A 23,825-nucleotide genomic window follows, 5' to 3' on the forward strand; every position below is an offset into this window, starting at 1 on the left:
GGATGAAAATCACCAGTAACACATAGGCGAGGTCGAGCATCGGCGTGATGTTGATCTCGTCATACGGCTGATTGTCTTCCTTGATATCCGCCATCTCTGCCCCGCTTATTTCCCGTAAAGCTCGGCCACGCGGGTGACATACTCATCAACGAAAATCTGCATGTCGGTATTGATATTCTTGATGCGGCTGGAGAGATAGTTGTAGCCGAACAGCGCGGGAATCGCGACCGCCAGGCCCGCCACAGTCGCCATCAGCGCGGCGGCAATACCTGGCGCGATCGCGTTGACGTTCACATCACCGGCTGCCGCGATTTCGGCAAAGGTAATCATCACGCCGATCACCGTGCCCAGCAGACCGAGGAAGGGGCCGCCGGAAATGGCAATGGTCAGCAGCACGATATTGGCATTCAGGCTTTTGTTTTCACGAATCAGGTCAGCATCGATCGCCGCCTTGATCGCATCCATGGAAGCGCCGCTCAGCGCCAATGAACCATCAGCGGCATAGCGCTTGCGAATTTCGCGCAACCCTGCCGCATACAGCCGCGCCAGGGTGGAATTCTTCGTGTCGGCGCCCTGGTCAAGTTGCAGCAGCTCAGCATGCCCGGCAGCGTTGAAGCGTTGCAGAAAACCGCGGTTGGCCTTGTCCGTCCGGCCAACCTGGCCTGCCTTGGCAGCCATCACCACCATACTGATCGCGAACATGACTGCCAGGATGATAATCACCACCCAGGCGTCTACCGTCAGGCTGTGGAACAGCACCATGAAATGCGAGCTGCCGCCTTCTGCTTCCTCATCGCCTTCATCGGCGGCATGCACCTTGACCAATTGCCCATCCATGCTCTGGCCGCTGGCTGCAAGCTTGATCCATGCCGCACTGCGGGCGGTATTCGCCAGCGTCAACTCATCCAGTTCGCCCTGGAGTCCCGCGCCGATCTGCACGTTATCTGCGACATCCGACAAACTGGTGTCGCCGCTCGCAACTTCAGCACCATCCAGGTACAGGCTGGCCTTGCCATTGCCCACCGTCAGCGCGACATGCTGCCAAACGCCCGGCTTGAGCTCGCCGCCCGAGATTGCGGCTGCGCCATTGTCGAATTGCAGTTTGCCACCCGCGAGCGAGAAACGCACATTCCCTTGCTGGTATACAGTGCCATCAAGAGCGACTGGCTTGAGCCATGCGCTCACGCTCAGGCCGCCTGCGCTGCCGAGCGCCAGGGTGGGATTCGTCGCCACTACCAGCGGATTTCCGTCCAGCACCGCCGCCTCGCCGATCAGGGCGGCTTTCTGCACCGTGGCGTTGCCTGTTGCCACTAAGCCATGCCTGGCATCCTGCAGGAAGTTCTTTTCGGCAAAATGGAATACCGCTGTGGTGGCTTCATCGAAGCTGCTTTGGCTGTTCGCAGTGGATGTGGCGGACTCGTTACCCGAATACAGCCAGATATGAGCCTGCTTGTCTGCTGGATCTATTTTGGGCAGCAATACCCAGACCACGGCCAATTCGTTAATCGCATCGAACTTCTCGATATGAAACTTGAGCTCGGTCTTGTCATCTGCCGCAATCAAGCGCAGGTCTGAACCATCGAGATTAGCGGAGGAAAAATCGAAATTGCCGGAATGCAGACGCAGCATCACAGGCACCTGGGTTTCCGCAGACGTGATGCCCGCCGGATTCAGATCCACCTTGGCGCGGCTGCTCCAGGCGTCATTCCAGGCCGCGTGCGCCAATACAGGCAGCATCAGCAAGCCCAGTAGCAGAAAACCACACTTTCTCAACATCGAACCGCGCTCCACACACAAAGCGCGTAATATAAATGTCACATGTGACGCACCAGTGACTCATACGTGAAATTGTCGAGTCATAAAAATGAAAAAAGGACTAGTCACAACTAGCCCTTTTCTTTAGATACTTCCCAAACTACCTGACGATATCACCCAATCCCAGCACCTCAACCGAGACAAACGATGGCAGCAGATTCTTGGCGCTGAAATCCTGCACTGCAGCCATATTCACCAGATCGCCCAGCGAAGCCGTCGCTGCGGAAGCCACACTCGATGCTCCGCTGACAGTCCCTGCCACCGTGCCGGTAACGGCAACCGGTACACCGACCGAGGTAGTGGCGGAAATATTGTTGGCGTTCAGCACCTGGTTGGCAACCACCAGCAACCGTCCACTTTTCACGCCTGCTTCACCGGCATCAATATTGCCATCGCGAGCATTCAGCGCTGTATAGCCTTCTTCCGGCGCTTCCAAAGGCCCAGTGGGGCCATCGGGATCATAGGTATTCGCCTGCAGGCCGCTGCCCGTAGCCCCACCCTTGTAACGCCGTATGGTATTGCCATAGACATCCGTGAAGATTTCGACTTCGGGCACAGTTTTCACGCTTCTCGACCCCTTGCCCGCATCAATATTGCCAGTGTGGGACCAGACGAAAAGATTGGTACCGTATTGCGAGATCACACGCGCCTGATTGACCTGCAAATCGCCATCGACAAAGATGCGGATATCCCCGCCGCTTTCCGTGATGATGCCATTGCCCGGCTTGACGGCACGCCCCGGCACCCCGACATTGATCATGCCGCCTGGCACCACGATGTCGATGCCACCATTCCTGGCAGTGCGGATCTTGCTATCGAACAGCACAAGGTCGCCCTGGTAATTCAATGTTTCACAAGCAAAGCGCCCGCAATAACCTCCCCAATCCCAGACGCTGTAATGGCTGGTTGCTCCACTGGCGTTTTCAGTGACAGTGACGCCATCCTGCCCTGGCAGTAACGTGAAACCATCCTGCACCACCGCGACTCCATCCTTCAACACCAATGGCTGCTGTCGCGGGAACATCACTGCGACAGCATCATCGCCGCGCTTGTGCAGCCCCAGCCCGCTCTCGCCAGCTTCTTTCAGTGCGGCTGTACGCTCGACCGACGCCAGCAACTCGGCAGAGTAATGACGGAAGGCAAACACCGCCTGCTTGTCGCGATCCAGGGCCAGGTACTGCGCCATGGCTTCCTGCTCCGTCAGTTTAGGGTCGTCGCGCAGTTCGCGTATATACTCAGCCACTGCCTTGGCGGTCGATGCGCGATATGCCGCCATCCCTGCCGCATCGCCGGACAATACAGCCGGCCCGCTACCCTGCGGGTCGATATAAGTATTGATATAGGTGGACACATGCGCGCCCTGGCCGGTACCAGCCAGTACCGTCAGCGAAGCCCCGGTTTCCGGCAGGTAGGCATTGATTGTATTGGCCACGCTGTTGATGCCCTGGCTATTCCCCAGGTTCAGGTGGCGCCCCGCTTCTACCATGAAATTGCCTGGGCCAGCCAATCGCAGGCTACTGAGGCTGCTATCGGAATTATAGCGGATATCCCGGCCAGCCTTGATCACGGTCAGGTCATCGGCATGCAGGTGCTGTATCTGGTTCTGCACCGTGCGGCCCTTGATCTTCATCTCGTTGGTATTGAGATTGAGAATATCCTGCCCGGCAATGATGGAAGCCGCCTTGGGCAGACTGATATTGAACGCCGTCTTTTCAGCGCCAATAGTGCCATCCCGCGCCACGATCACGACCTCCTGGCGGTCATTCATATGTAAAGGCTTGGCAGCATGATTGGACATGATGAAATCAATCATACTGCCTATGTCGTTAGTGGCAGCATAAGGGTCACGCAGCGGACTCAGCACGCTGGGCAGCCTCGACACATCGGCATCCGACATCGAGATGGTATTGGCCTTGATATTACCTGCAGCCAGCAGGCTCAGGTTACCTGCAGCCGAAGGCATCAGGACCAGCTCTTTCGCCTCAATATCGCCGCCAAAGGCGGTCACGCTGACACTTCCCGGCAAATACCCCAGGGTACCGGCATTGACACTGCTGTTTATGCTGGTTGTCAGCAACGTATCGCCCGATGCGCCAGCAGGTAATTTACCGGTCATGGCTTTGGAGCCTGCAGAGTTATCCCCGAACAGCACATTGCCCGTCAGCGATACCACATCAACCGCCGCCTGCTCCGAATAGGTATTGAAGAACGCGCTGCGGCCGGCATTATTCCTGTTATTCGCATCGGAGTTCATTGCGACCGCTGGTGTATTGGTCGCAGACTGCGCGAACAAGGTGGGATTGAATACGGATTCAATATAGACATCGCGCAGGGCCGAAACCGAGGCGGTCGCATCCTGCAAGGCGATCACCGTGCCGAACGTATTGCTGCTCTTGCCGACAGCACCGCCAGCATCAAGATTGACATGGCCACGCCCTGCATAATAGATGCCATTGACGATATCGCCCGCCGCCATCACATTGATGTCGCCGCCGCCATCCACACGGTAATGTTCTGCATCTAGATAACGACCTGTCGTCGGCACGGCAACCGAGAGATTGGTAATATTGCCGCCAGAACTGACATCGACATTGCCGCCGCCAAATGCCGCCACTCCCTGCTTGAACAAATCAGTGCGCAGCCACCAGGTGACAGGCAGGTTGAGCGCCGGGTCACTGGTTTCCCCTCGGCGGAACAGCCAGTTGTTCATGATCTGCTGGTTGCCTCCCGCAGTCAGCAACGCGCCGGTGATGTTGCCCTGCGCGGCGATGCTGATATCCCCGCCCCCGGTTAGGTATTGGGTATCCACAGTTCCAAACCCGGCTGCAGCAGCAGGATTGGTAAACCCTGCCAGGTCATCCGCCGCGCGGCCCGCAGTATAGATCACCGAACTTGCATTGCCGAACGTAAAATCTTTGCCAGCAGCAATATTGATATCGCCGGTGCCGGTACGCACCATCTTGCTGTTCGCCAGGGTCATATTGCCCACGCCTGCGACAGTTTGCAGCGTGTTGGCCGCGGACATATCAGCACCCGCCACCAGGTTGATGCTCCACGAATCGCCTGTTTTCAATTTTGATGTCGTCACCACGCCATCGAACCCATCGCTGATCGTGCCGCCCAACTGCATGTTGCCACTGCTGCGGATAGTCAGCGCGCCTTCGCGACCTTGCGAAAGCGTGCTCAAATTCCAGTCGTTACCCAGGCTGGCATTGCCATTGACACGCAGCTCGGTATGCGGCGTCACCGTCGCACTGACGCCATCGCTGCTGGCCCGGTAGGCTGCCGCCGCATTGCCAGCCGCCGTGTAGAAGGCATTGGTCGCGGTCGCGATATTGTTCAGGGTAGTGGCATTGAGCGTGGTGGCAACATCCATCACGCTGACCGATTCCAGCAATACCTTCCCGGCCCCAGCCACAGCAGCGGTTGCATCCGTATCCACCTTGAGGCCCGCCGCGCCCACACGCGCGGCACGCATATTGACTTGTCCGCGCTCATTGCCGCCAACATCGATCACCGCCGCATCGGCCTTGCGGTCAGCACCGTCGAACACTTCCGCGCTTACCGTGCCGTCCTCGGCTGATAGCAGCACACTGCCGCCCTTGCCGTCAGCCGCGTTGCCCTTGGCCAGAATCTGGCTACCTGCTTTCAGCGTCAGGTCATTTTTGGCATAAAGGCGCACATCGCCGCCATTGTCACCGCTCGCATCCACCTTGCCGAACACATGTATGCTGCCGCTATCAGCACTCACCAGCACCTTGCCGGCATGCACGTTGTCGCCTGCCGCAATCGTCACATCGCCCTGGCGTATGCGCAGGTTGCGCAAGGCATCGAAGCCGCCGCTATTCAACGCCGCATTCAACGCGGAGAAATCCGCCACCTGCTTGCTGTCGAGCACAAAACTGCCTGCTGTTTTTCCTGGTGCGGCTGTGCCATGCAAAGCGCCATCCGCGACCGATACCACGCCGTTCACCGCCGTCATGCTGACAGTACCGGCATTGCCGCCCGCACCGCCACCGACGTCGATCGCAGCACCGCCCGATACATTGATATCGCCCTGGTCGGCCTGCAGCGCCACAATGCCGCCCGGCGCATAGGCAGTATATTTATCAAAGGCAACAGCGGCAGAACCTGCGTTGATACGCGCGCCGTCCACCACGTCAAGATCACCCTGAACCGCCCTGGCGGTGAACTGGCCGGAAAGCAGTTCGATATTGCCACCCAGCGCCATGCTGTCCGCCGTCATCGCCAGCCTGGCTCCCAGGCCGGTACTGGCCGGTGTATCTGGACCACCGCTCGCTTGCGTCACCAGCCGACCACCTGTCTGTACCGTGTAATCAGTGCCAGTAGCGGCAGTGATGCGCTGGTTGGTCAAGCTGGTCTGTTGCGCGTTGATACTCAATACGCCGTTGCCGGACAAGCCCAGATCTCCGGTACTGTTCAGCGCTACATTTTCATAACCGCCAATCGTGAAATTGCCCGCGCCGGCAGGCACGCCAGCAGCACTGCCCTTCCCTTCGGCATGGATGGTCGCCGCATTGATGGTCAACCGGCTGGCACCGACATCCGCGCCTGGTGCATAAGTCGCCCCGCCAGAGTTTTTCATGGTGAGGTTGGCCGCAGTCAGGGTAGCCTCAGCCTCGCCCCCCACCGCATGCGCGGCAAGACCCGCCGCATTGATCGTAATATCAAGGTTTGCATTGCCAATCGCTACATCGCCATATAAATCGACATTCCGCTGGCTGTTCAACGTCACCCGTTGCAGGCTACCGAAACTGGCTAGCAACTCATCGTCCACACGCATGCCATCCGCAGCCGGATCAGCCTCTCCCAGCAGAATGCGGTTGGCACCCAGGGTAACGCTACCATTCGCCACCGCGTTGCCGTTCACCTTTTTCTCGATGATCGTCACTTCCGCACCATCCAGTTGCGATTCCCGGGTAGCATCCAGCACCAGGGATTGATGTGCGCTGACCTTGCTGCCAGCCGCCATATCCAGCACCCCAGAAGCCGGATTGGCGGAAGTGTTGATGCGGTCGTACACGAAATCATGCCTGCCTGATACCGCAAGCAGCGCACCATCTCCCTTCACGCGCAAGTTGCTGTCGCTTGTCGCGCCAACTACCTTGGTCGTGATTTCCGCCCCTGCATTCACCGTGACCTTGTCCGAGGCCGTCGCGATCAGCTCTTCTACTTCCAGCTGGCTGCCGGTATTGGAGAAACTGACTTCTTTCGCGACCGTGGTGATTTCCGTCCCCTCATCGCCCTGGCTGCGGCTGCCGCCGAGCAGAATACTTTCTGCATTGAGATGATTGAGGGATTGCGCCGTTAGTTGCAGGCTGCCGTCATCCGCGCCGATATCCGCTACCACCGTGATCTTGTCCGAGACAATATCCACCATGGCGCCGCGGGCGCTCGCGCTGCCCCGGTCTGTTTTCAGCGTAGCCTCCAGGCTCAGACGCTCGCTGGCATTCAGAATCAACTGCCCCGCATCCGTTGCCAGCCTTGGGATCGCCAGGCCATTGCTCACCGCCTGCTGGGTGAAATACGCGTTGCCGCTGGTCAGCATGTATTCCGCTGGTACCTTGATGCCGGAAGCGGCAGGATTCCTGAATACTTCGCCGCTGGTGAGCTTGAATGTAGTCCAATAGGCGGAACGGGTGCTGTGATCAAAATCGGTGAAATAGCCGGAAACCAGGCTGGTGCCATCAAGGAGTGCGACAGGCTGCTGCGGCCCGGTGGCCGTATTGCCGACTTCAATCATGTAAGCACCTTGCAACAAGGCATATCGCGCAGGCAGCAAGGGATAGAAACCAGCAGGGATACCCTCCATGCCAGAGACATAAATGAACTGGCCGACACCGGGCAATTCACCATTCAGGCCTTCGTTATTGTAGTAATGGTAATCATAAGGCGCGTATTCCCCTTGCAGGCCCGGATGAATGGCAAATACGCCGGCCTTGTCTGCCAGAATATCTGTCGACCCGCCCAGGCCGGGAATGAATTCATAGGCAAACGTATCGCCCCCGCCGGAAATATCTACCACGGCGCCGGGTTTCTGGAGCACATCCCTGGCTTTCAGGACGACACTTTTCTCCATTGGCTGCTTGCCAAGATCAACCCCATTGGGCCAATGCCAGACGCTCCCACCATCAACGGTATAGCCATACGGAATCAGTAGTCCTTCCGCCGAAGTCGAAGTCAGGCTGTGCTCTCCCATGGTCAGAGTATCTTCAGCTTCCAGCACTACTTCACCCAAAGGCGCCAGCACCACGCCATCTTGCTGGATATTCTGCGCTTGCAGCTTCAGTCGGCCGCCAGCGCTGAACACCGCCTTGTGCGCCGCTCCGCTCGACTTCACTGCGATATTGCCATTCGGCCCCACGGCCTGCACGGTAAACTCGCTATTGGTGACAGGGTATATCTGGCGGGCCGTCATCTCCAGCTCTCCCGGCACACGCAACGACCCCTTGTTGTCAAAAGTCATGCCGCGCATGCGGATATCCAGGCGGCTGTTCAGCTCCGTGCGCCCCACGCCCGAGATATTGAGCGAGCCGTTCAGGTCGATCCAGTCGGCGTCCACTCGCAGCAAACCCAGCCCGGCAGTCACCGCATTGCTGATTTCAGGCGCGGCAAGTGTCACGTGCGCGGCATTGATCCTCGCCTGGCCATCGTTCAATATCTGGATGCGCGGTGAAGTCAGCGCCAGCGTCTGCCGCGCGACCAGGTTGACCCCATCCTCAAGCTCGATCCTGTCATGCTGGACAGCATCGGCAGCCCGGCTTTCCGTGATGCTGCGCAGGCTGACATGGTCAAACTGTCCGGCATTGATCTGCTCGGTCGAGATTTGCGCCTTGCCTTCAAAAGCGGCAAGGCTGTCGCGCGCATTCAGGCCATCGGCCAATCGTTGCTTGTCCGTTGTCACTGTCAATACGCGTTCCTTGACAGGATAGGCAGGTATCTGTGAGCTTCCCGGTATCGTACCTGTCAGACTGATCTCCAAGCTTCCGCGCTCACCGCTGCCCTGGGCAGTGCCGATAAAATCTCCATCCAGCAGCAAGCCTTCACGCCCGGCAATCGCAATCGACCCAGCCGCCCCATACACCGTAGCGGCGCGGACAGCGCCATTGGCCTGGCTCGCCTGTACCTGACCCGAAGCGCCCGATACATCGATCACGCTCCCCGATTTGGCGACGACAAACCCCTTGACGGCATTGATGGCTACATTGCCCGCATCAAACACCCTTGCCTGCAACAGGCTGCCTGAATGTTCAGGCGCGCGCAGGTAATACCCGGCGGTATTGATGATGGATCGCTCACCGAGCCAGATACTTTGCTGGTTATCGTAAGGTACGTTATCCACGCTGCCTTTCAAGGTCAGGGTGACATCACCGGCAGGCGTCAGCAGACTGCCCAGCATGGTCAATTGCCCGCTGGCTTCCAGATCGATCTTGCCACGATTGCCCGCCAGGTCTGGTGCATCCGTCCTGACCGTGGTGTTTTCCAGCACGGTCAGCCTGCCTGTCGAGAGATCACCGCCATAGGCAGAAAACGCCACTGTCGCAGGCGCGCGCTGCCCTTCGGCCAGCAAGGCTGGGACAGCGACATTGGCACCCAGGGCATGCGAGGAAACCTGGGCGGCAAAGCCCGACTTCAATTGCAAGGTCTGCATCCTCGGATGGATCTCGCTGGCAGCCCCGGTCGAGTCGCCGATGGTCATGATCGATTCATTACCAGCAGCCGTAACAGCGTAATGCGAGAAACCGCCCTGCGCAAAGAAAGCGCTGGACAGCCAGAAATCGCCATTGCCGGGGTCCTGTCCGCCGATATGGATATTGCTGGCCGTGCTCAACGCCAGCTTGCCGCCCTTGCTGAAACCATATGCCCGCATCTCTGACGGCATACCCAGAGAAGCATCGCCTTTCAGGCTGATATCGCCGCCATTGCCTTTCGCAATGACTCCCTTGCTGTTTTGCCACGCGCCCGCGCTGCTATCCAGCACCGTGCGCTGGCCAAACGCCAGCTTGTTGCCGTTCAGGCTGATATTGCCGCCATTCAATACCACCGGCATGGCAAGCGCGCCGGACATGCCGATAACATCATTGGCCCAGGTGCCTGCGGTACTCAGCAGCACGTCGTCGGCCACCGAAATCCCTCCAGCCTGTATCGTTTGCACCACAATATCACCGCCAGGCGTCACGATATCCTGGTTGATATCGACATCACCTCCCTTGAGCGCCACCGCGCCATGGGCTGCAGTCTTGATGGCCGCGTCCACCGTCAGGCGACCCAAGGTTTCCAGGCTGACATGGTTGACGCCATGGGCCAGCATATCCGTGCCGATCAATGTTCTGGTCTGCTTGTTTTCCTGGCCCAGGATGAATTCCGCCGTCAGGTCGCCGGTGCTGTCAACCACCTGCAAATCCTGTGCGCCCGTGATCAGATTGAACTTTCCGCCTTCGGGCAAGTGGTCGCGCTGCGTGAGGTCATGCCGTGTTTCGGCAGTCAGGCTGCCCTCCAGCAGCGGGCTGCCGCCCGTGCTTGTGACATTCACCGTGCCTGCATCCTTGCCCTGCCGGTAAGCCTGCTGGAAACTGCCGCCCTGATCCAGCACATGGGTTTCCGACACGCCCGATTTCGGGTCAGTGAGCTTGATCACATTGGCAAGCGTGTCATAAGGCGTGTTGCGGTCTGCCTGGGAGATAGGCACGATGCGGCCGTTATAGACCAGTGCGCTCTCGCGGATGACGCCCGCGGCATAATCGATCACGCCGCCCGACACATCGATCACGGAGCCGCTCTTGGTGATGACATCGCCGGTAGAAGTAATATTGACCGTGCCACCCGCACTCATGCGCTGGGCAATCGTCTGGGTCATACCATCAAGGTAGGGCTGTATATCGAACAGATCCGTGCCCTTGCGCGCGTCGAGATACAAATCCTGGCCAAGCAGGGGGCTGGCCTTGAGTATGGGCGTATCCTTGGCTTCTTCCGAGTAGAACTTGATCTTCAGCTGGTTCTTCTCCATCGCCGCCTGGGCATTCATGCCGGAAACGTCGAGGCGCGCGGTATCGTCGAGGAACACGCGCACCGGTGTCGAAGCGCCGCCTGCCAAGCCGTCACGCGCATCGATATTGATCACGCCACCCTTGGCAACCAATGTCCCCTTTACATCCACGGTGCGCCCCTGCACATCGATGGTGGAAGGACTCAATGCCACGTTATTGCCGATTTCCTCAGTGCTGTCTTCCACCAGCACCTCGGTCACGCTATTCGCGCCAATCGTGACCGTACCGAAACGCTGGGCCTTGAAACTTGTGCCGCCGCCCTGAGACTCAGGAATATTTTCCGCTTTCACACTATCCCTGGCCAGCAGCTGGATGGAACCATTGGCGCGCACCGACGTGCTGGCCGTGATCCTGCCTTGCTGGTTGACTGCCAGCCCGACCAGACTGACATTGCCCTGCCTGGCGACAATCTCCCCCAGGTTGGTTGCCGTGCCGCCGCTGTCCACTTCCACCAGCATTCCGGCCAGGCCGTCCTGTGATTTCAGGTAAACCTTCTTGCCCGCAGCCAGGATAGTCTGGCCTTCGGGCGTGGTGATCAGCCCTTTGTTCTCCACATCCTCGGCAAACAGCACCACCTTGCCGCCGGTGGCGGCATTGAGATGCGCGCCCTCTTCCACGCGGATAAAACCGCCGTTGTTGCTGAATGTCTCTCCGGCAAGGTTATTGATGAACCCCTGGGTAAACAGGGTATCGGTCATATTGTTTGCCGTCAGCGCCCAGATCGACCCCATATTGAGCTGGGCGCCCTTGGCGAAAATGATGCCGTTGCCGTTGAGGAAATAATTGTTGCCCGCCGCATTGATGGTGCCTGCGATGATGCTGGGATCGCTGTCGTGGATCCTGTGCAGCATGGCCCAGTTGGCTTGCTGCTCGATATTGAGGGTATGGCCTGCCGCCAGGTTGAACTTGAGCCAATTGGCAATCGCCTGCGGCGCGCTTTGCTGAATGGTGGTCACGGTGGGCGTCGCGGAAATGATGGCGGCATTGCTCCACTCGCCGCCGCCCACCTGCAACCCCGACACTGGCAAAGGAATGATATCGGCATGCGCCTGCCCTGCCAGCACCGTGGCAACCAAGGCCAGCACCGCCCTGCGCTTTGCGCGCGCCGGAGATGCGCCGTCGGAAGGATGCCCAGCCGCCACTTCCGGCGCTGGCACATACATGCCCAGCCGCTTGCTGAACACCAGGCGAAACAGACCTTGATTCATCATGAACTCCTAAAATTCCTGTTACCAGTCATAACCCAGACGGAAATGCAGCAGCGAATCGCCCTTGTCGATATAGCCGTCCGTGCCTTCCTTGCCCTTGGTCGGCTTCAAGGCCCACGCCAGATCCAGATTGGCGTATATGCCGTGCCATTTCTTCAGTTGCAGCCCCACACCGGCAGAAGCAAGCTGCAAACGCTCACGCTCGCGCGGACCAGGGTAAAACACCGAGGTATAGCCCGCGCTGTAGAACAGCGAGGCATACAGTTCGCCGCTGTCCATGCCCAGCCACCTGGTCAGCGAAGGCGTGCGCAACTCGGCCACGCCGAACAGGCCCTTATCACCCACGGCGGTCGCCTCGTAATAGCCGCGTACCGTATCAGCGCCCCCCAGGAAGAACTGTTCGTTGGAAATCAGTTGTCCGGTGGCTGCCTGGCCGGACAGCCTGCCCATGGCCTGCCAATCCTTGGGCAAGCGGTAGGTATGCTTCAAATCGCCGCGCAGATGGGCAAAGCTGCTTTCCGTATGCAAGGCGTTCTTCTTGTTGAAGAAAGCTTCCTCGTCCGACACCAGGCCGCGGATGGCGAATGTCAGGCCCAGGTTCAGCTGCGTGGTGGTGCTGGTTGTTTGCAAGGTGCTGTCATAGCCTGCATAGAACGGCAGGTACTTGATCGGCATCCTGTCCACATTGCTGCCGTTCAGGCCGATCACCTCATCGAAATCCTTGTAATCCACCCCCACGCTCAGGTTGTGGAAATAGCCGGAAAGCAGCGGTGCGGGCAGCGGGTTGATATAGCGTACCCCCAGGATATCGCCGTCACCCACCACATTGATGCCGCCCACCCCGCTTACCACATCGACATTGCTGCGCGAAATCACACCATATATGGCCCAATAGTTGCCGCCAGCAGTAGGAATCAGGTAATTCGCCGAGAACACCTTGGTTTCGTCCAGGCTTTCCGGCGTCACCTGGAAACTCAGGCTCAAACTGTGGTCGAGCTGCCACAAATTGTCGTAGCGCACCGAGCCAAGCAGCCGCGAGTGCGTGGTATTCGCCATATAGCGATTGTTCACTTCCAGATTGGCATGCAGCGGCAATTTATCCTCGACCTTGAGATCGATTTCCACCATCCCCGGCGTCTTGCCCGGACGCATCACAGGCGCCACCTGCCGATCTTCCTGCGCATTCAGGCCAGCCATTTGACGCTGTACATCGGGAAAGTAAGGCACATTGCCCTCGGCCAGCTGCGGCACCCGCGCCTTGATCGCTCCCAGAGAGTAATATTTCGCACCCACCACGCGCAGTTTTTCCACTCGGCCCTCCTGCACCTCCAGCCTGACTACCTTGTTCGTGACTTCCTGCTCGGGCGTATTGACAAACACCGTCAGGTAGCCTGCATCGTGAAAGGATTTTTCCAGCGCCGCGCGCGCGCCCTCGACATCATCGATTGTCTTGTCCTCGCCCAGGAAGGGATACACCGCCGCCTCGACTTTGCCCGCGGGCAAGACCGTATTGCCGCTGACAGCAAATTCCATGATGTCGAAACGGGCCTGCTCCTCGGCATCTGCCACCGGAACCTGCTCCGTTGGGCCTGCCTCTGCCGCCATAGCAGCCCTGCACATCAAAAACAGGCTCAGCAGCCCTGTCATACATAACAAAAATAACCGCACGCTAACTCTTTCTTGAGCACATATGGAAAATGGCTAATAAAACAAGCCGTGCCTTGACGCCATTTGCTTTATTAGCCGCTCTCGGCCTGAGTGACATACATCCGCGCAAGCTGAGCGCGCCTATCGTATGAATCGCATGTGACATACCCATGACGAAATCCATAATAAAAAGCACTTTCCCGCCGAGGCGGGAAAGTGTGATGACATACTGGGTTTACACCCTACATTAACTTCTTAGAAGAACATTTGCTGCGGTGCGCAGTTGTTGCCGAAGCGAGTACCCTTGGCAGTCACTTGCAACTCACCAGCATTCTGGTATGCGCTGCAGGAAGAACCACCAAACGGATTCAGGGTCAGGCCGCGCGGCACGTCAGCGCAATTGGCAGGGTTGCCCAGGGCAGCGGTGATGGCAGGAATCAGCTCAGCACCGAAGGCATCGGCAGTGTTGGCAACGAAGGAACGCATTTCAATCTGGAATGCATAATTGCCGTTGATCGCGGTTTCACGGGCGAACTCAATACCGTCGGCAGTACCGTTGCCGTTACCGTCGAAAGTACCAGCTTCAGGATGCACGTTATCCAGTTTCAGATAACGGTAGCCATTGTTGCTGGAGCTATCAACACGCCAGTTGTTTTCCATGGACAACACGCCGATAGCGTACCGGCCGTTGGTGCCATGAGTTGTCAAGGCAGACTTGACGTTGCCAGAACCACTGTGCTCGGTCACGACAAAAGAGCCTGGAATGCTATCGCCAGCACCTGCAGGCGCCAAGTTAGCAGATGCTCCGCTGGAGCAAGGATTCTTCAGGAAATGTGCATTAGAACTGGCTTGCGTACCGGAAGTATTCACCCGACGCTCCAGGTAAATAGCCTTGCCAGCACCAGCACTACCCAAGATTGACTCCCAATCAGTCTGGTATCCAGAAAATTGAGCAATGATGGAAGTGTATTGAGCGGAGGAAATATTAGGCGCATTGGCTGGATCATCATTCTGCGTCAGGCCTTGAGCAGCCTGCATGGCACGATACAGCGGCAGGCTGACGGCCACACCAAAAGTTTGGCCGACATAGGCTTCAGCTTCGGTACCGGCGGCAGATACGTCAAAACCGAACAGGGAAGCCTCAACGTCAGAGAAACCACCAGCAGGCTTGGTGATTGCACCATCAGGCGTAGCAGCCGGATTCACCAACTGGCAGCTCTTGTAGTTGACATGACCAGGGAAAGCGCTGGTAGCAACCTGGCAATTGGCTTGATCCAGGCGACGCAAGCGCTGCAATTGGGTGCCGTCGATATGCGGTGCGTAAGCGTTCCAGGAACCATCGGCTACGGTGTGGTAAACCACGGAAACCTTGCCACCACGAGTACAGGCGTAAGCAGCATAGTTACCCAGGGAGCCTGGACGCACGCTGCTATCGGAAGTTGCGTTGGAGAACAGGGAAATGGAGTTGGCATCGCAACCCAGCGCAAAGCCGCTGTAGATGTTAAAGGTTGGTGCGGAAGCGCCGGAAATCCAGGTTTCCTGCAATGTACCAGCAGCGCGGGCTGAACCGATCTGCGCAGGTGTGACAGGTGCAGCCAGCACGGAACCGGCAGCGAAAGTAGCCGCGACGGCCAGGATCAATTGTTTAACTTGCATTTAAAACTCCCATGAATCATATCTAGTGAATAAAACTACGGAAGACAGCTCCGCCCTTTTGAAGCGGAGCCGGTATTGCACATTAAGCAGACTTGCGGCGGCGGGCTGCAAAACCTACCAGACCCAGGCCTGCCAACAGCAGGGCATAGGTTTCTGGTTCAGGCACGGCAGCAACGGTGTAGGTCAGGAGGCCATTGGCATCCAGTTTGAAAGTAGCGTCATATTCAACATATGCCATATAACTACCTGGCCTGCTACCTGCTGCACTAAAATACTGCACAACCTCTTGCTCCTTACCCAACTGATCCAGGACTATCGGGCCAAAATTAAAAAGCTTATAAGCGGTAAAGAAGGTGCCCGCATACCCATTGCCAGCATCAGCAACATTGCCCTTGGCATTGTTATCAACCAAGTACTTATCAAACTGAGCCATTGGAGCGCCAAACTGCCCCATCGCCAAATTCGCAGGCAGTTTTTGTCCTTCTTTTGTTGTTGAAATAAACCCCATAGAACCAGCCACATTAATGCTACCGTTGTAGTCTGTTGCAACCACACCCCAGCGAACATCTGTACCAAGAGCTGGATTACCAAAAATCGCATTCCATGTATCAGCATAATCACCGGCACTCATATCCCAGCTCATACTTGCGGAAGAGCCTGCGGAACCAAAAGCAAATCCCGCATAATCAATACCAAGGTCAAACACTGTAGAAATCTTGTTGGTTACATCCCACACCGCGAGTACCAAGCTACTGCTACCAGTAGCACCTGTAGTCAATGCAGCATTTGCAGCACCCGAAACGCTTATCGCTGCAACAGCGGCAGCAATCAAAGCCTTCATCTTCACATTCATGTCATTACTCCCATTAAGTTGATACAAACAAAAAAACAAACGAAACATCTTTGAGCCGCTGCATTCGTCACGCTGCACAACACCGAACGTACCCAACTGCGCCTTCTCAAAATTCGCGACTGGGAGCATCTTAAAAAGAGAATGTGAACTGGTGATGGTGTGTATCTAGTTCTTTCGGACTAGATGGCGGCGGGGAGTTTCAGACGAAAAATATCAACAATATGCAGAGGATTAAGGTGTGCTGGTGATCGCCATACCCCCAATGAGACGGCTTCAACAGCGTGGGCAATACATCAATGGCGGATCAGCCCAAGACGGATCGCCTTGGCCGCCGCATGGCTGCGGTTCTGCACATCGAGTTTGCGCAGGATATTTTGTATATGGTTTTTAACAGTCAGAGGGCTGATGTGAAGAATGGTGGCTATTTCCCAGTTGCTCTTGCCAGCATGCACCCATTGCAGGATTTCTTTTTCACGCGCGGTCATCAGCGTCCCGCCTCCCAGCATTGCGCCGATTCCGGCCACACTATCGCTCACGCGCATCAGTATCGAATTCAGGTAAGGCACCATCAGCTCCAGCATATAGGCATGGCCGACATTCAACTCCCCAGATACGCGGGAAAAACAGAAGAAAGAAGCGATGCTGCTGTCTGCCGATGCAAGGCCATAGGCAGCAATGTTGCGCAACTCACTGGCATGAAGATTGTCCTTATCTACCCTGGGCACGGTATGGTTGCCGAAACTGCCTGGCTGAAGATAGGGATCCACTAGGACCGGCTGCAATGTTTCCTGCCATGCCTGGATCGCCTGCAGCACTACGCCTATGTCTTGCTGCATGGCGATATCGACATGCGCCTCTGTGACATAGCGCGTGCTGCTCAATATTTCCAGCGAGAATTTCTGTCCCGCGCCCACCGTTACTCCACATAACAATACCTCATGTGGAAAGAGGAACTGGAAATGCCCCTGCAACCAAGAGAAGAATTGTGCCTTCGTCTTGATGCGCAAAGATGCATCCACTACCTCCAAAAACGCACTCGCCTGCTCCGGCGTGAAATCCCTTTGATAATTTATCATGTCCCCGATTAACTTTTATTGCAGTGCCAACTCTGTGCATTCTCAGGCACTCATGTTTCATTTTCATAAAAACCGTGTGGCATTCTTCTAGTTTTCAGGAAGCAGCCTTAAACCCGGCAAGCTTCTGGAATTTTCCAAGTGTCTTTATAACAGCGCCTCATGACATAAAATCGAACGCCCATAGTCACAAAGGACTAGTCCATTACCTGGTCGCGTCATTGATATGTCATACCATGGAAGCATGATGTGGGGCATGAGCAAGCTTGGGCTGATTTTCATCTTATCCTTCTGGGCCTGGTTATCCCTGATGCCCGAGCCACGCGCCGATATCTGCCTGCGCGACAATGACGATGATGCTTTGCATATTTCCAATATTGAAACATCTCATGATTGCAGCTGGCGCTTATCCGAGGCTGGCACCATCCTGCGCCCTGAGAAAACCAGCACAGCATTGCCTTTTCACGATGTGATCTCCAACGCAGCACATGCCAACCAGCTCGACCCGGCGTTGCTGCATGCAGTCATCAAAGCAGAATCCGGCTATCAGCCACGGGCAGTCTCCCCGCGCGGGGCTACAGGGCTCATGCAATTGATGCCAGCCACGGCACGCCAACTTGGGGTCAGCAATATGTATGACCCTGAACAGAATGTCATGGCCGGCGCCCGCTATCTCAGTCAACTGCAACGTGAATTCAACGGTGACATCCGCCTGGCGCTGGCCGCCTATAACGCAGGTCCCGCCACAGTAAAACGGCATGGCAATGCCATCCCGCCTTTTGCGGAAACCCAGGCTTACGTGCCCAGGGTATTGCAGGCATACCAACGCATCAGCAGCAACTCCAATTAAACCTTGCCCACAACACCACAGGCGGCTTTGCCGCGCTGGTCTTAATACTTTTTCCTATCGCCATTAAATGCCACACCAGGCACTGGAGCCTCTTTCCCCATCAGCCAGTGGAATGGCCCCTGCCTTAATAGTGACGTCATATCGTTCCGCCACGCTTACACACCACATCTTTGTGGCAAGTTGTTGCAAATATGTGCGCTTTTCGCCATTGCTACTTTCAGCTTATTTTATTTTCAGGAGAATAGTTTCATGAACATTATTAAATTTTGCTCTATTGCCATCATTGCTGTTGCCTCCGTGACAACCGCACAGGCTGAAGTGCTTACCGAAGGTTTTGACGAGCCCTTTGCTGAATGGGAAAACCGCTGGTTCGGTACCGAGTCCAACGCTTACAATTATTATGTTTCCGAATGGGGTGATAGCCCCAGCTATCGCGGTCATGAAAGCGTGACTGGCATGTGGCTGTCCGACGGCGACAGTTATCGTGATGGTGGCAATTATGGCGAGATCCATATCACTTTCAACCAAGCTTTCGGCGCATCGCTGACCGCTTTTAGCATGGACGTTGCTTCAGCCCTGCGTGAAGACCTTGGCCTTGCTCCCACGCTGACCTTCTTTGACATTAGCGGCAATGTCATCGATTCGTTCCTCGTGCGCACATCTCCCGTCGTGTCGGCCTATTGGGTGCCTGAAGGCTACTTTAACTATGCTGTCACCTCGGCTAATGGCATCGGCGGCTTCAGTTTCGTCGGTCATTCGCAGGGCAGCATTATTGTCGATAACCTCTCCGCAACGGTCGCTGCTGTTCCCGAACCATCCAGCTGGGCATTGATGATGATCGGCGCAGGCATGGTCGGCGCCATGGCACGTCGTCGCAAGAATATTGCGGCAGCTTAAGTGAATTGAGAGTAAAGGCTGTGCCAGTCTGCCTGCAGGCAGCTGGCGCAGCACTTAACAGAATATCGCCCTTCAACCCAAAACATTCAATCACCTGGGTGAATGCTTTCTGAAAACCTGTGCATCAACCTGGCTAACAGCCAAGCCTATCCCGTTACAACCTGATGATTTATTTCACCTGTCTCCCGCTCCCACGGCTGGCAATTGCTGATGGCGTCGAAGAAGTCACCGGCATTTCAACTGGCTTGACCAGGCTGCGGTCATTGGCATTGCCGCTACCAGCATCAATGCCCGACTTGGCAGAGAACTCCCAATCCTGATAACTCTCCGCCCCGGAGAATGCCTGCTGCGCTTCATCGAACCCATCCTGTTTGAACGGCCGTGCCTTGGAGCGGCTGTAGATGCCGACAATGCGTTCCTGATCCTTGATCAAGCCCCAATCCCTGCTGGCGGTCATCGGGTCGATATAAATCCTGCGCAAATGGTGTTGCGGCTTGGGGCCGCGCTTGTCGAGCAATAGGTCCTCGAGCCGTGCCGGATATTGCTTGATCGGGCTAGGGGTCTGTTGGTAATAACGTTGGATGGCAGACTGTATCTGCCCGCCGGCAAACAGCAGTTCCTTTTCCTTCTCGCGCTGCGATGCGGTATGCCAGGCTTCGCCAAGCGCTGCGAAGCCGATGCCGCTTATCGCGATCATCATGAGCAGGCCGATATAGGTGAAGCCGCGCTGTATGCTACCACTCGGCATAGAGGGAGCCATCCGACGCCTGTCCTTCCGCGCCGCTGTGCAGGTCGTACAACTCGCCCGGCATTTCCTCCTCCGGGGCGACCAGTTGCCAGGTTTCACTGCTTTCTGTGATCGGGTCGATGGGAATTGCACGGATATATTTGCGCTCTGCCAGTTCCTCCAGCGAATCGGGATAGCGCGCGTTATCCACGTGGAATTTGTCGATCGCATCGCGCACCACCACCAGGGTCTGCTTCAATGCCGACTCCTTGGCGCGCTCAATGCCGTTGAAGTACTTGGGTGCCGCCACCGTCAGCAACAACATGAGGATAGCCATCACCACCAGCAGCTCGACCAGGGTAAACCCGCGCAAAAATCTACCTTGCATCACCACTCCCGATAGGCAATGCCATTGAGGCCGGTGCCGTTGCTGAGCGAATACACGTCGAACACGTCCACGCCCGCCTGCGGCGCATCGGGCGGACTGGCGTAGCTGCGCTTGCCCCAGGTATCCTGCGCGGGGACGCCTTTTTCCGGGAACATCGGGTCACGCGGCAGGCGGCGCAGAAAGCGGATGAGGCGCTTCTTTTCGCTGCTGGCATCCGGCACGCCATTGGCAAGCACTTCCAGGCTGGGTGGATAGCCGGAGGCATCCGCATTGACGATGATTTTTCCGTCTTCCACCGCTTTCTTGTAAGCGTCGATCGCGCTGCGGATATCACGCAATGCCTGGCGCAATTCGGCCTCCTGTTGGCGCTTCACGCTCCATTGTCCAAGCGGGATCAACGCGCTGGCGAGGATGCTGACAATGGTCAGCGTCACTACCAGTTCGATCAAGGTAAACCCGGCCTGGCGCGACATCATGCTACTGGGCCTGCTGCGGCGCAGCCCTGGGCACCACGACCTCCGGCGTCACCAGGGGAACCACCGGCTTGGGTTGCGTGGACATGAAGTTATCCTGCGCCGGCTGGCTTTCTTCGACCGGAACCGAAGCTGGCGCCACTTCAGGCTCTGAGGCAGGAGCAACAGGTTCGGCAGGACGCAAGCGCTGCATCATCATTTCCCGCGGACTCATATTAGCGGCAGCCCCTGTGCCCGGCACATTGATCTGAGGATGATCGCTGATGCCGTTTTCCGTACCTGACCAGTATTCCATCACTTCGGATTCAGGGTGGCTGATATTGTTGACCACACGAGGGGTAATGGCGAGCACGATCTCTGTCTTTTTGCGGTTATCGATCTGGTTGGAGAACAGGCGTCCCAGCAAGGGAATGTCGCCCAGCCCGGGCAGGCGGCTGGTGTTTTTGCGCTCTTCATCGTTGATCAATCCTGCGAGGATCTGTGTTTCACCATTCTTGAGCCGCAACAGCGTGCTCGCATTGCGGGTGCCGATCTGATACACCACGCCACCGCCTTGCAATGTCGTGGAGGTGCCAAGCGAAGAGACTTCCAGCGCAATCTTGATATTGACGAAATCGTCCAGCGTAATGCGCGGCTCGGCTTCCAGCTTGAGGCCGACATCCAGGTACTGCACGGTCTGGGAAGAGCCCACCCCGGCCGTCGCCACGGTGGTGATCACCGGCACCTTATCGCCCACCAGCACCTGCGCCTTGTCATTGTTGCGCACGCGGATGCGCGGGTTGGCGAGGATATTGATATCGCCCGTTGTCTTCTTGAAATTCAGGCTGGGATTGGCGTCAAACAGGTAGGTGCTCGAATTGTTGCTCCTCATCGCCTCGATCGAGAGACCGGCGGAGGCGGTCAATGAGGTCGGGTATTCTATCCCCAGCTCCTGCAGTCGCTCGCGCGTCACCTCCATCACCTCGATCTCCAACATCACTTCCGGGTCGGCCAGGTCGTTCGCCGCCACCAGCTTTTCGGCGATGCGCACCACTTCGGGCGTATCGCGGATCACGATCATGTTGAGCCGCTCGTCGGTATGGATGTCCTTGGTCTTGAGCATGGTCTTCACCATCGCGGATACATCCTTGGCCTTGGCATTGGTGAGGTAGAAGTTGCGGATCACCAGGTCCTGATAATCCTTGAGCTTGGCGGCGGTGTTGGGGAACACCAGCGCAGTGTTCTCGGACAGCACCTTTTTCTGCAAGCCGTTGGTTGCCAGCACCATCTCGATCGCCTCGTCGATCGGTGACTTCTTGATGAATACCGTGGCCTTGGTTTCGGGCTTGATGTCTTTGTCGAGGATGAAATTGATGCCCGTGGCACGCGACAAGGCCTCGAACACCATCTTGATATTGGCATCGCGCAATTCCAGGCTCACCGGCTTATTGAAGGCAGGCTTCAGCTTGGGCGGCTCCATGCGCACATGGGCGCGCTGCTGGCGGATTTCCCGCTGCAGCCGCAAGGCCTCCTCATGCTGGGGAGCCTCCAGCAATACCTGATGCAGGATATCCCGCGCGGCGTCTGTCTCGCCCTTTTCCAGCAACTGGCTTGCGTGCTGCACCTGCTCCGTATGCTTGCGGGTGCTCTCGATGAGCAATTGCCCGGATTGCGCCCTGGGATTGTCGGGCTCGATCGCCAACACGCGGCGGAACAATTCCCCCGCATCCGCCATGCGCCTGTCGCGCAATGCTGCCTCGGCCTCGGTCAGCAGTTGGTTGACGCCCTGCTCGGTCGCCACACGCACGCGCTGCAGCTCTTTCACGCCTTCGGGCTTTTTCTCGCGCTCCGCCTGGATGTTGGTGATTTTCTCCTCGGGCGTGTCTCCCGGGAATCCAGGTTTGGGCCAGGGCGCCAGCGCGCATGAAGACAACACCAGCACTACATTGACAAGGCCAGTGACGCGCCATGCATAACTAGACAACATTTAAAGATTCCCCTGTAAATCATCCGGATCGCCCGGCAAATGGCTGGCAGGATTAACGTCCGCCGCCGGCTTGCTCTTCTTGAGCAGCGTCTTGGGCAGGTTGAGCGGCAAATAGGTCAGCTGAAGGCTTTGGTCGTCCTCCTTGTCCAGGCGCCAGGCACGGTCGATATTGCTGCCGACGCTGACCGAATAGAGTTGGTTGGCGCTCGCCAGCAAAATGACAGTGCCCTGCGGCCCGTCCTCGAGCTTGCCGATATAGGCAAACCCTGGCTGCGGCGCCACTGGCGGCGGCGGGGCCAGCTCAGCTGCCGTCTTGGGCGGCGGCACATACCAGCGCTGGGGCCTGAACAGATCCGCCTGCACCTGCTCCGCTCCCGTCGCGACGGAACGGCCTTGCAACAAGCCCCAGTCAAGGTAATGCTGGCGGTTTTCGGTATGTTGGCTGACAGGAGACTGCGCTGATGGCGCAGCCTGGGAGCGCGCGGGCCGGGCAGTTGGCAACAGCCCGGCATCTTCCTCATCTTCCATGCTGAACACCAGGGCCAGCGTTGCCAGCAAACCCAGTACCATCAGCCATTGGCGCTTGAATAGCAGCTTCATGCCGCACGCTTCCTGATAAAGAACACCAGGCGCAAGCGCGTCTTGACCTCGGCCTCCAACGATTCGCCGCGCTCGAAACCAAGCTCGGCCAACGCCACGTTCGGCAAGGCGTCCAATATGTCGAGCACCAGCGCCTTCACCGACTGGTAGCTGCCTTGCACCGGCACGCTGGCCTCGAAGCGCCGCACGCTGCCCTGCTTTTTCTCCGATAGTGAATACTCGCCCTTGACCACTTGCAGGCCATGGCCTTCCGCAAGGCGGAACAACACGCCCAGTTCTTCCGGTAATTGCTTGATGCCGGGAAAGCGCGCATCGAACTCGGCCAGCTCCTGCGCCAATGCCTGTTCCGGGGAGCTCACGGGCTGGGGATGCGGCTGGGGATGCGGCTGGGGATGCAGGCGTAACGCCGCCTCCTGCATTGCCAACTCCTGCCGCAGTTGCGCGATCTCGGTTTGCAAAGGCGCCAGCCACACTGCCACCAGGTATACCGTCGCCACCAACAGTGCAACCAAGGCCATCCCGGGCCAACCCAGCCTGTACTGCACCCGGCGCGCAACCCATTGCAGCCGCTTGAAGTCCAGGGACGAGGCCATGCCGGGCTGCA

14 protein-coding genes are annotated in these 23,825 nt (G+C 57.3%); 2 read left to right on the forward strand and 12 right to left on the reverse strand.

Annotated elements, in window-relative coordinates; all coding sequences use genetic code 11:
- Positions 1-105: 105 nt before the first annotated feature.
- From V7Z75_RS08240 to epsA, 6 genes are all read right to left on the reverse strand, one after another.
- Entirely contained in the window at positions 106-1,776 is a 1,671-nt protein-coding gene (locus tag V7Z75_RS08240; protein ID WP_334108138.1) for a DUF2341 domain-containing protein, read from the reverse strand.
- Positions 1,777-1,915: 139 nt separating this feature from the next.
- Positions 1,916-12,094, reverse strand: coding sequence for a filamentous haemagglutinin family protein (locus V7Z75_RS08245; RefSeq protein WP_334108139.1), 10,179 nt, complete (start codon positions 12,092-12,094; stop codon positions 1,916-1,918).
- Between the two features lie 18 nt (positions 12,095-12,112).
- A complete protein-coding gene (locus tag V7Z75_RS08250) occupies positions 12,113-13,696 on the reverse strand; it encodes a ShlB/FhaC/HecB family hemolysin secretion/activation protein (RefSeq protein ID WP_334108140.1) in 1,584 nt (527 codons plus the stop codon).
- Positions 13,697-13,993: 297 nt separating this feature from the next.
- The gene (locus V7Z75_RS08255) at positions 13,994-15,394 is read right to left on the reverse strand and encodes a hypothetical protein (protein WP_334108141.1); all 1,401 of its coding nucleotides are present in this window, start codon (positions 15,392-15,394) and stop codon (positions 13,994-13,996) included.
- Positions 15,395-15,476: 82 nt separating this feature from the next.
- Positions 15,477-16,247: a PEP-CTERM sorting domain-containing protein gene (locus V7Z75_RS08260; RefSeq protein WP_334108142.1), complete on the reverse strand. Its 771-nt coding sequence runs from the start codon at positions 16,245-16,247 to the stop codon at positions 15,477-15,479.
- A gap of 293 nt (positions 16,248-16,540) precedes the next feature.
- Positions 16,541-17,323: an XrtB/PEP-CTERM-associated transcriptional regulator EpsA gene (gene epsA, locus V7Z75_RS08265; protein WP_334108143.1), complete on the reverse strand. Its 783-nt coding sequence runs from the start codon at positions 17,321-17,323 to the stop codon at positions 16,541-16,543.
- 253 nt (positions 17,324-17,576) lie between these two features.
- Here epsA and V7Z75_RS08270 point away from each other — a divergent pair, with 253 nt between their 5' ends.
- Together V7Z75_RS08270 and V7Z75_RS08275 are read left to right on the forward strand one after the other, a co-directional pair.
- The gene (locus tag V7Z75_RS08270) at positions 17,577-18,170 is read left to right on the forward strand and encodes a lytic transglycosylase domain-containing protein (protein WP_334108144.1); all 594 of its coding nucleotides are present in this window, start codon (positions 17,577-17,579) and stop codon (positions 18,168-18,170) included.
- Positions 18,171-18,419: 249 nt separating this feature from the next.
- Positions 18,420-19,067: a PEPxxWA-CTERM sorting domain-containing protein gene (locus V7Z75_RS08275; protein ID WP_334108145.1), complete on the forward strand. Its 648-nt coding sequence runs from the start codon at positions 18,420-18,422 to the stop codon at positions 19,065-19,067.
- Positions 19,068-19,236: 169 nt separating this feature from the next.
- Here V7Z75_RS08275 and V7Z75_RS08280 read toward each other — a convergent pair whose 3' ends face one another.
- The 6 genes from V7Z75_RS08280 to V7Z75_RS08305 are packed head-to-tail and all read right to left on the reverse strand — an operon-like array spanning position 19,237 to position 23,814.
- Complete coding sequence (locus V7Z75_RS08280) at positions 19,237-19,815, reverse strand: type II secretion system protein (protein WP_334108146.1); 579 nt, start codon at positions 19,813-19,815, stop codon at positions 19,237-19,239.
- Entirely contained in the window at positions 19,802-20,182 is a 381-nt protein-coding gene (locus V7Z75_RS08285; protein ID WP_334108147.1) for a type II secretion system protein, read from the reverse strand. Before V7Z75_RS08285 ends, V7Z75_RS08280 begins: the two co-directional genes overlap by 14 nt.
- Positions 20,182-20,655: a type II secretion system protein gene (locus tag V7Z75_RS08290; RefSeq protein ID WP_334108285.1), complete on the reverse strand. Its 474-nt coding sequence runs from the start codon at positions 20,653-20,655 to the stop codon at positions 20,182-20,184. Before V7Z75_RS08290 ends, V7Z75_RS08285 begins: the two co-directional genes overlap by 1 nt.
- Before the next feature lie 4 nt (positions 20,656-20,659).
- Complete coding sequence (locus V7Z75_RS08295) at positions 20,660-22,621, reverse strand: secretin N-terminal domain-containing protein (RefSeq protein WP_334108148.1); 1,962 nt, start codon at positions 22,619-22,621, stop codon at positions 20,660-20,662.
- Complete coding sequence (locus tag V7Z75_RS08300; RefSeq protein ID WP_334108149.1) at positions 22,622-23,221, reverse strand: hypothetical protein; 600 nt, start codon at positions 23,219-23,221, stop codon at positions 22,622-22,624.
- Positions 23,218-23,814 carry a hypothetical protein gene (locus V7Z75_RS08305; protein WP_334108150.1) on the reverse strand — a complete coding sequence of 199 codons (597 nt, stop codon included), beginning with the start codon at positions 23,812-23,814 and terminating at the stop codon, positions 23,218-23,220. Before V7Z75_RS08305 ends, V7Z75_RS08300 begins: the two co-directional genes overlap by 4 nt.
- Positions 23,815-23,825: the final 11 nt, after the last annotated feature.

This window comes from Methylobacillus sp., from assembly GCF_036844465.1.
Classification (GTDB): domain Bacteria; phylum Pseudomonadota; class Gammaproteobacteria; order Burkholderiales; family Methylophilaceae; genus Methylobacillus.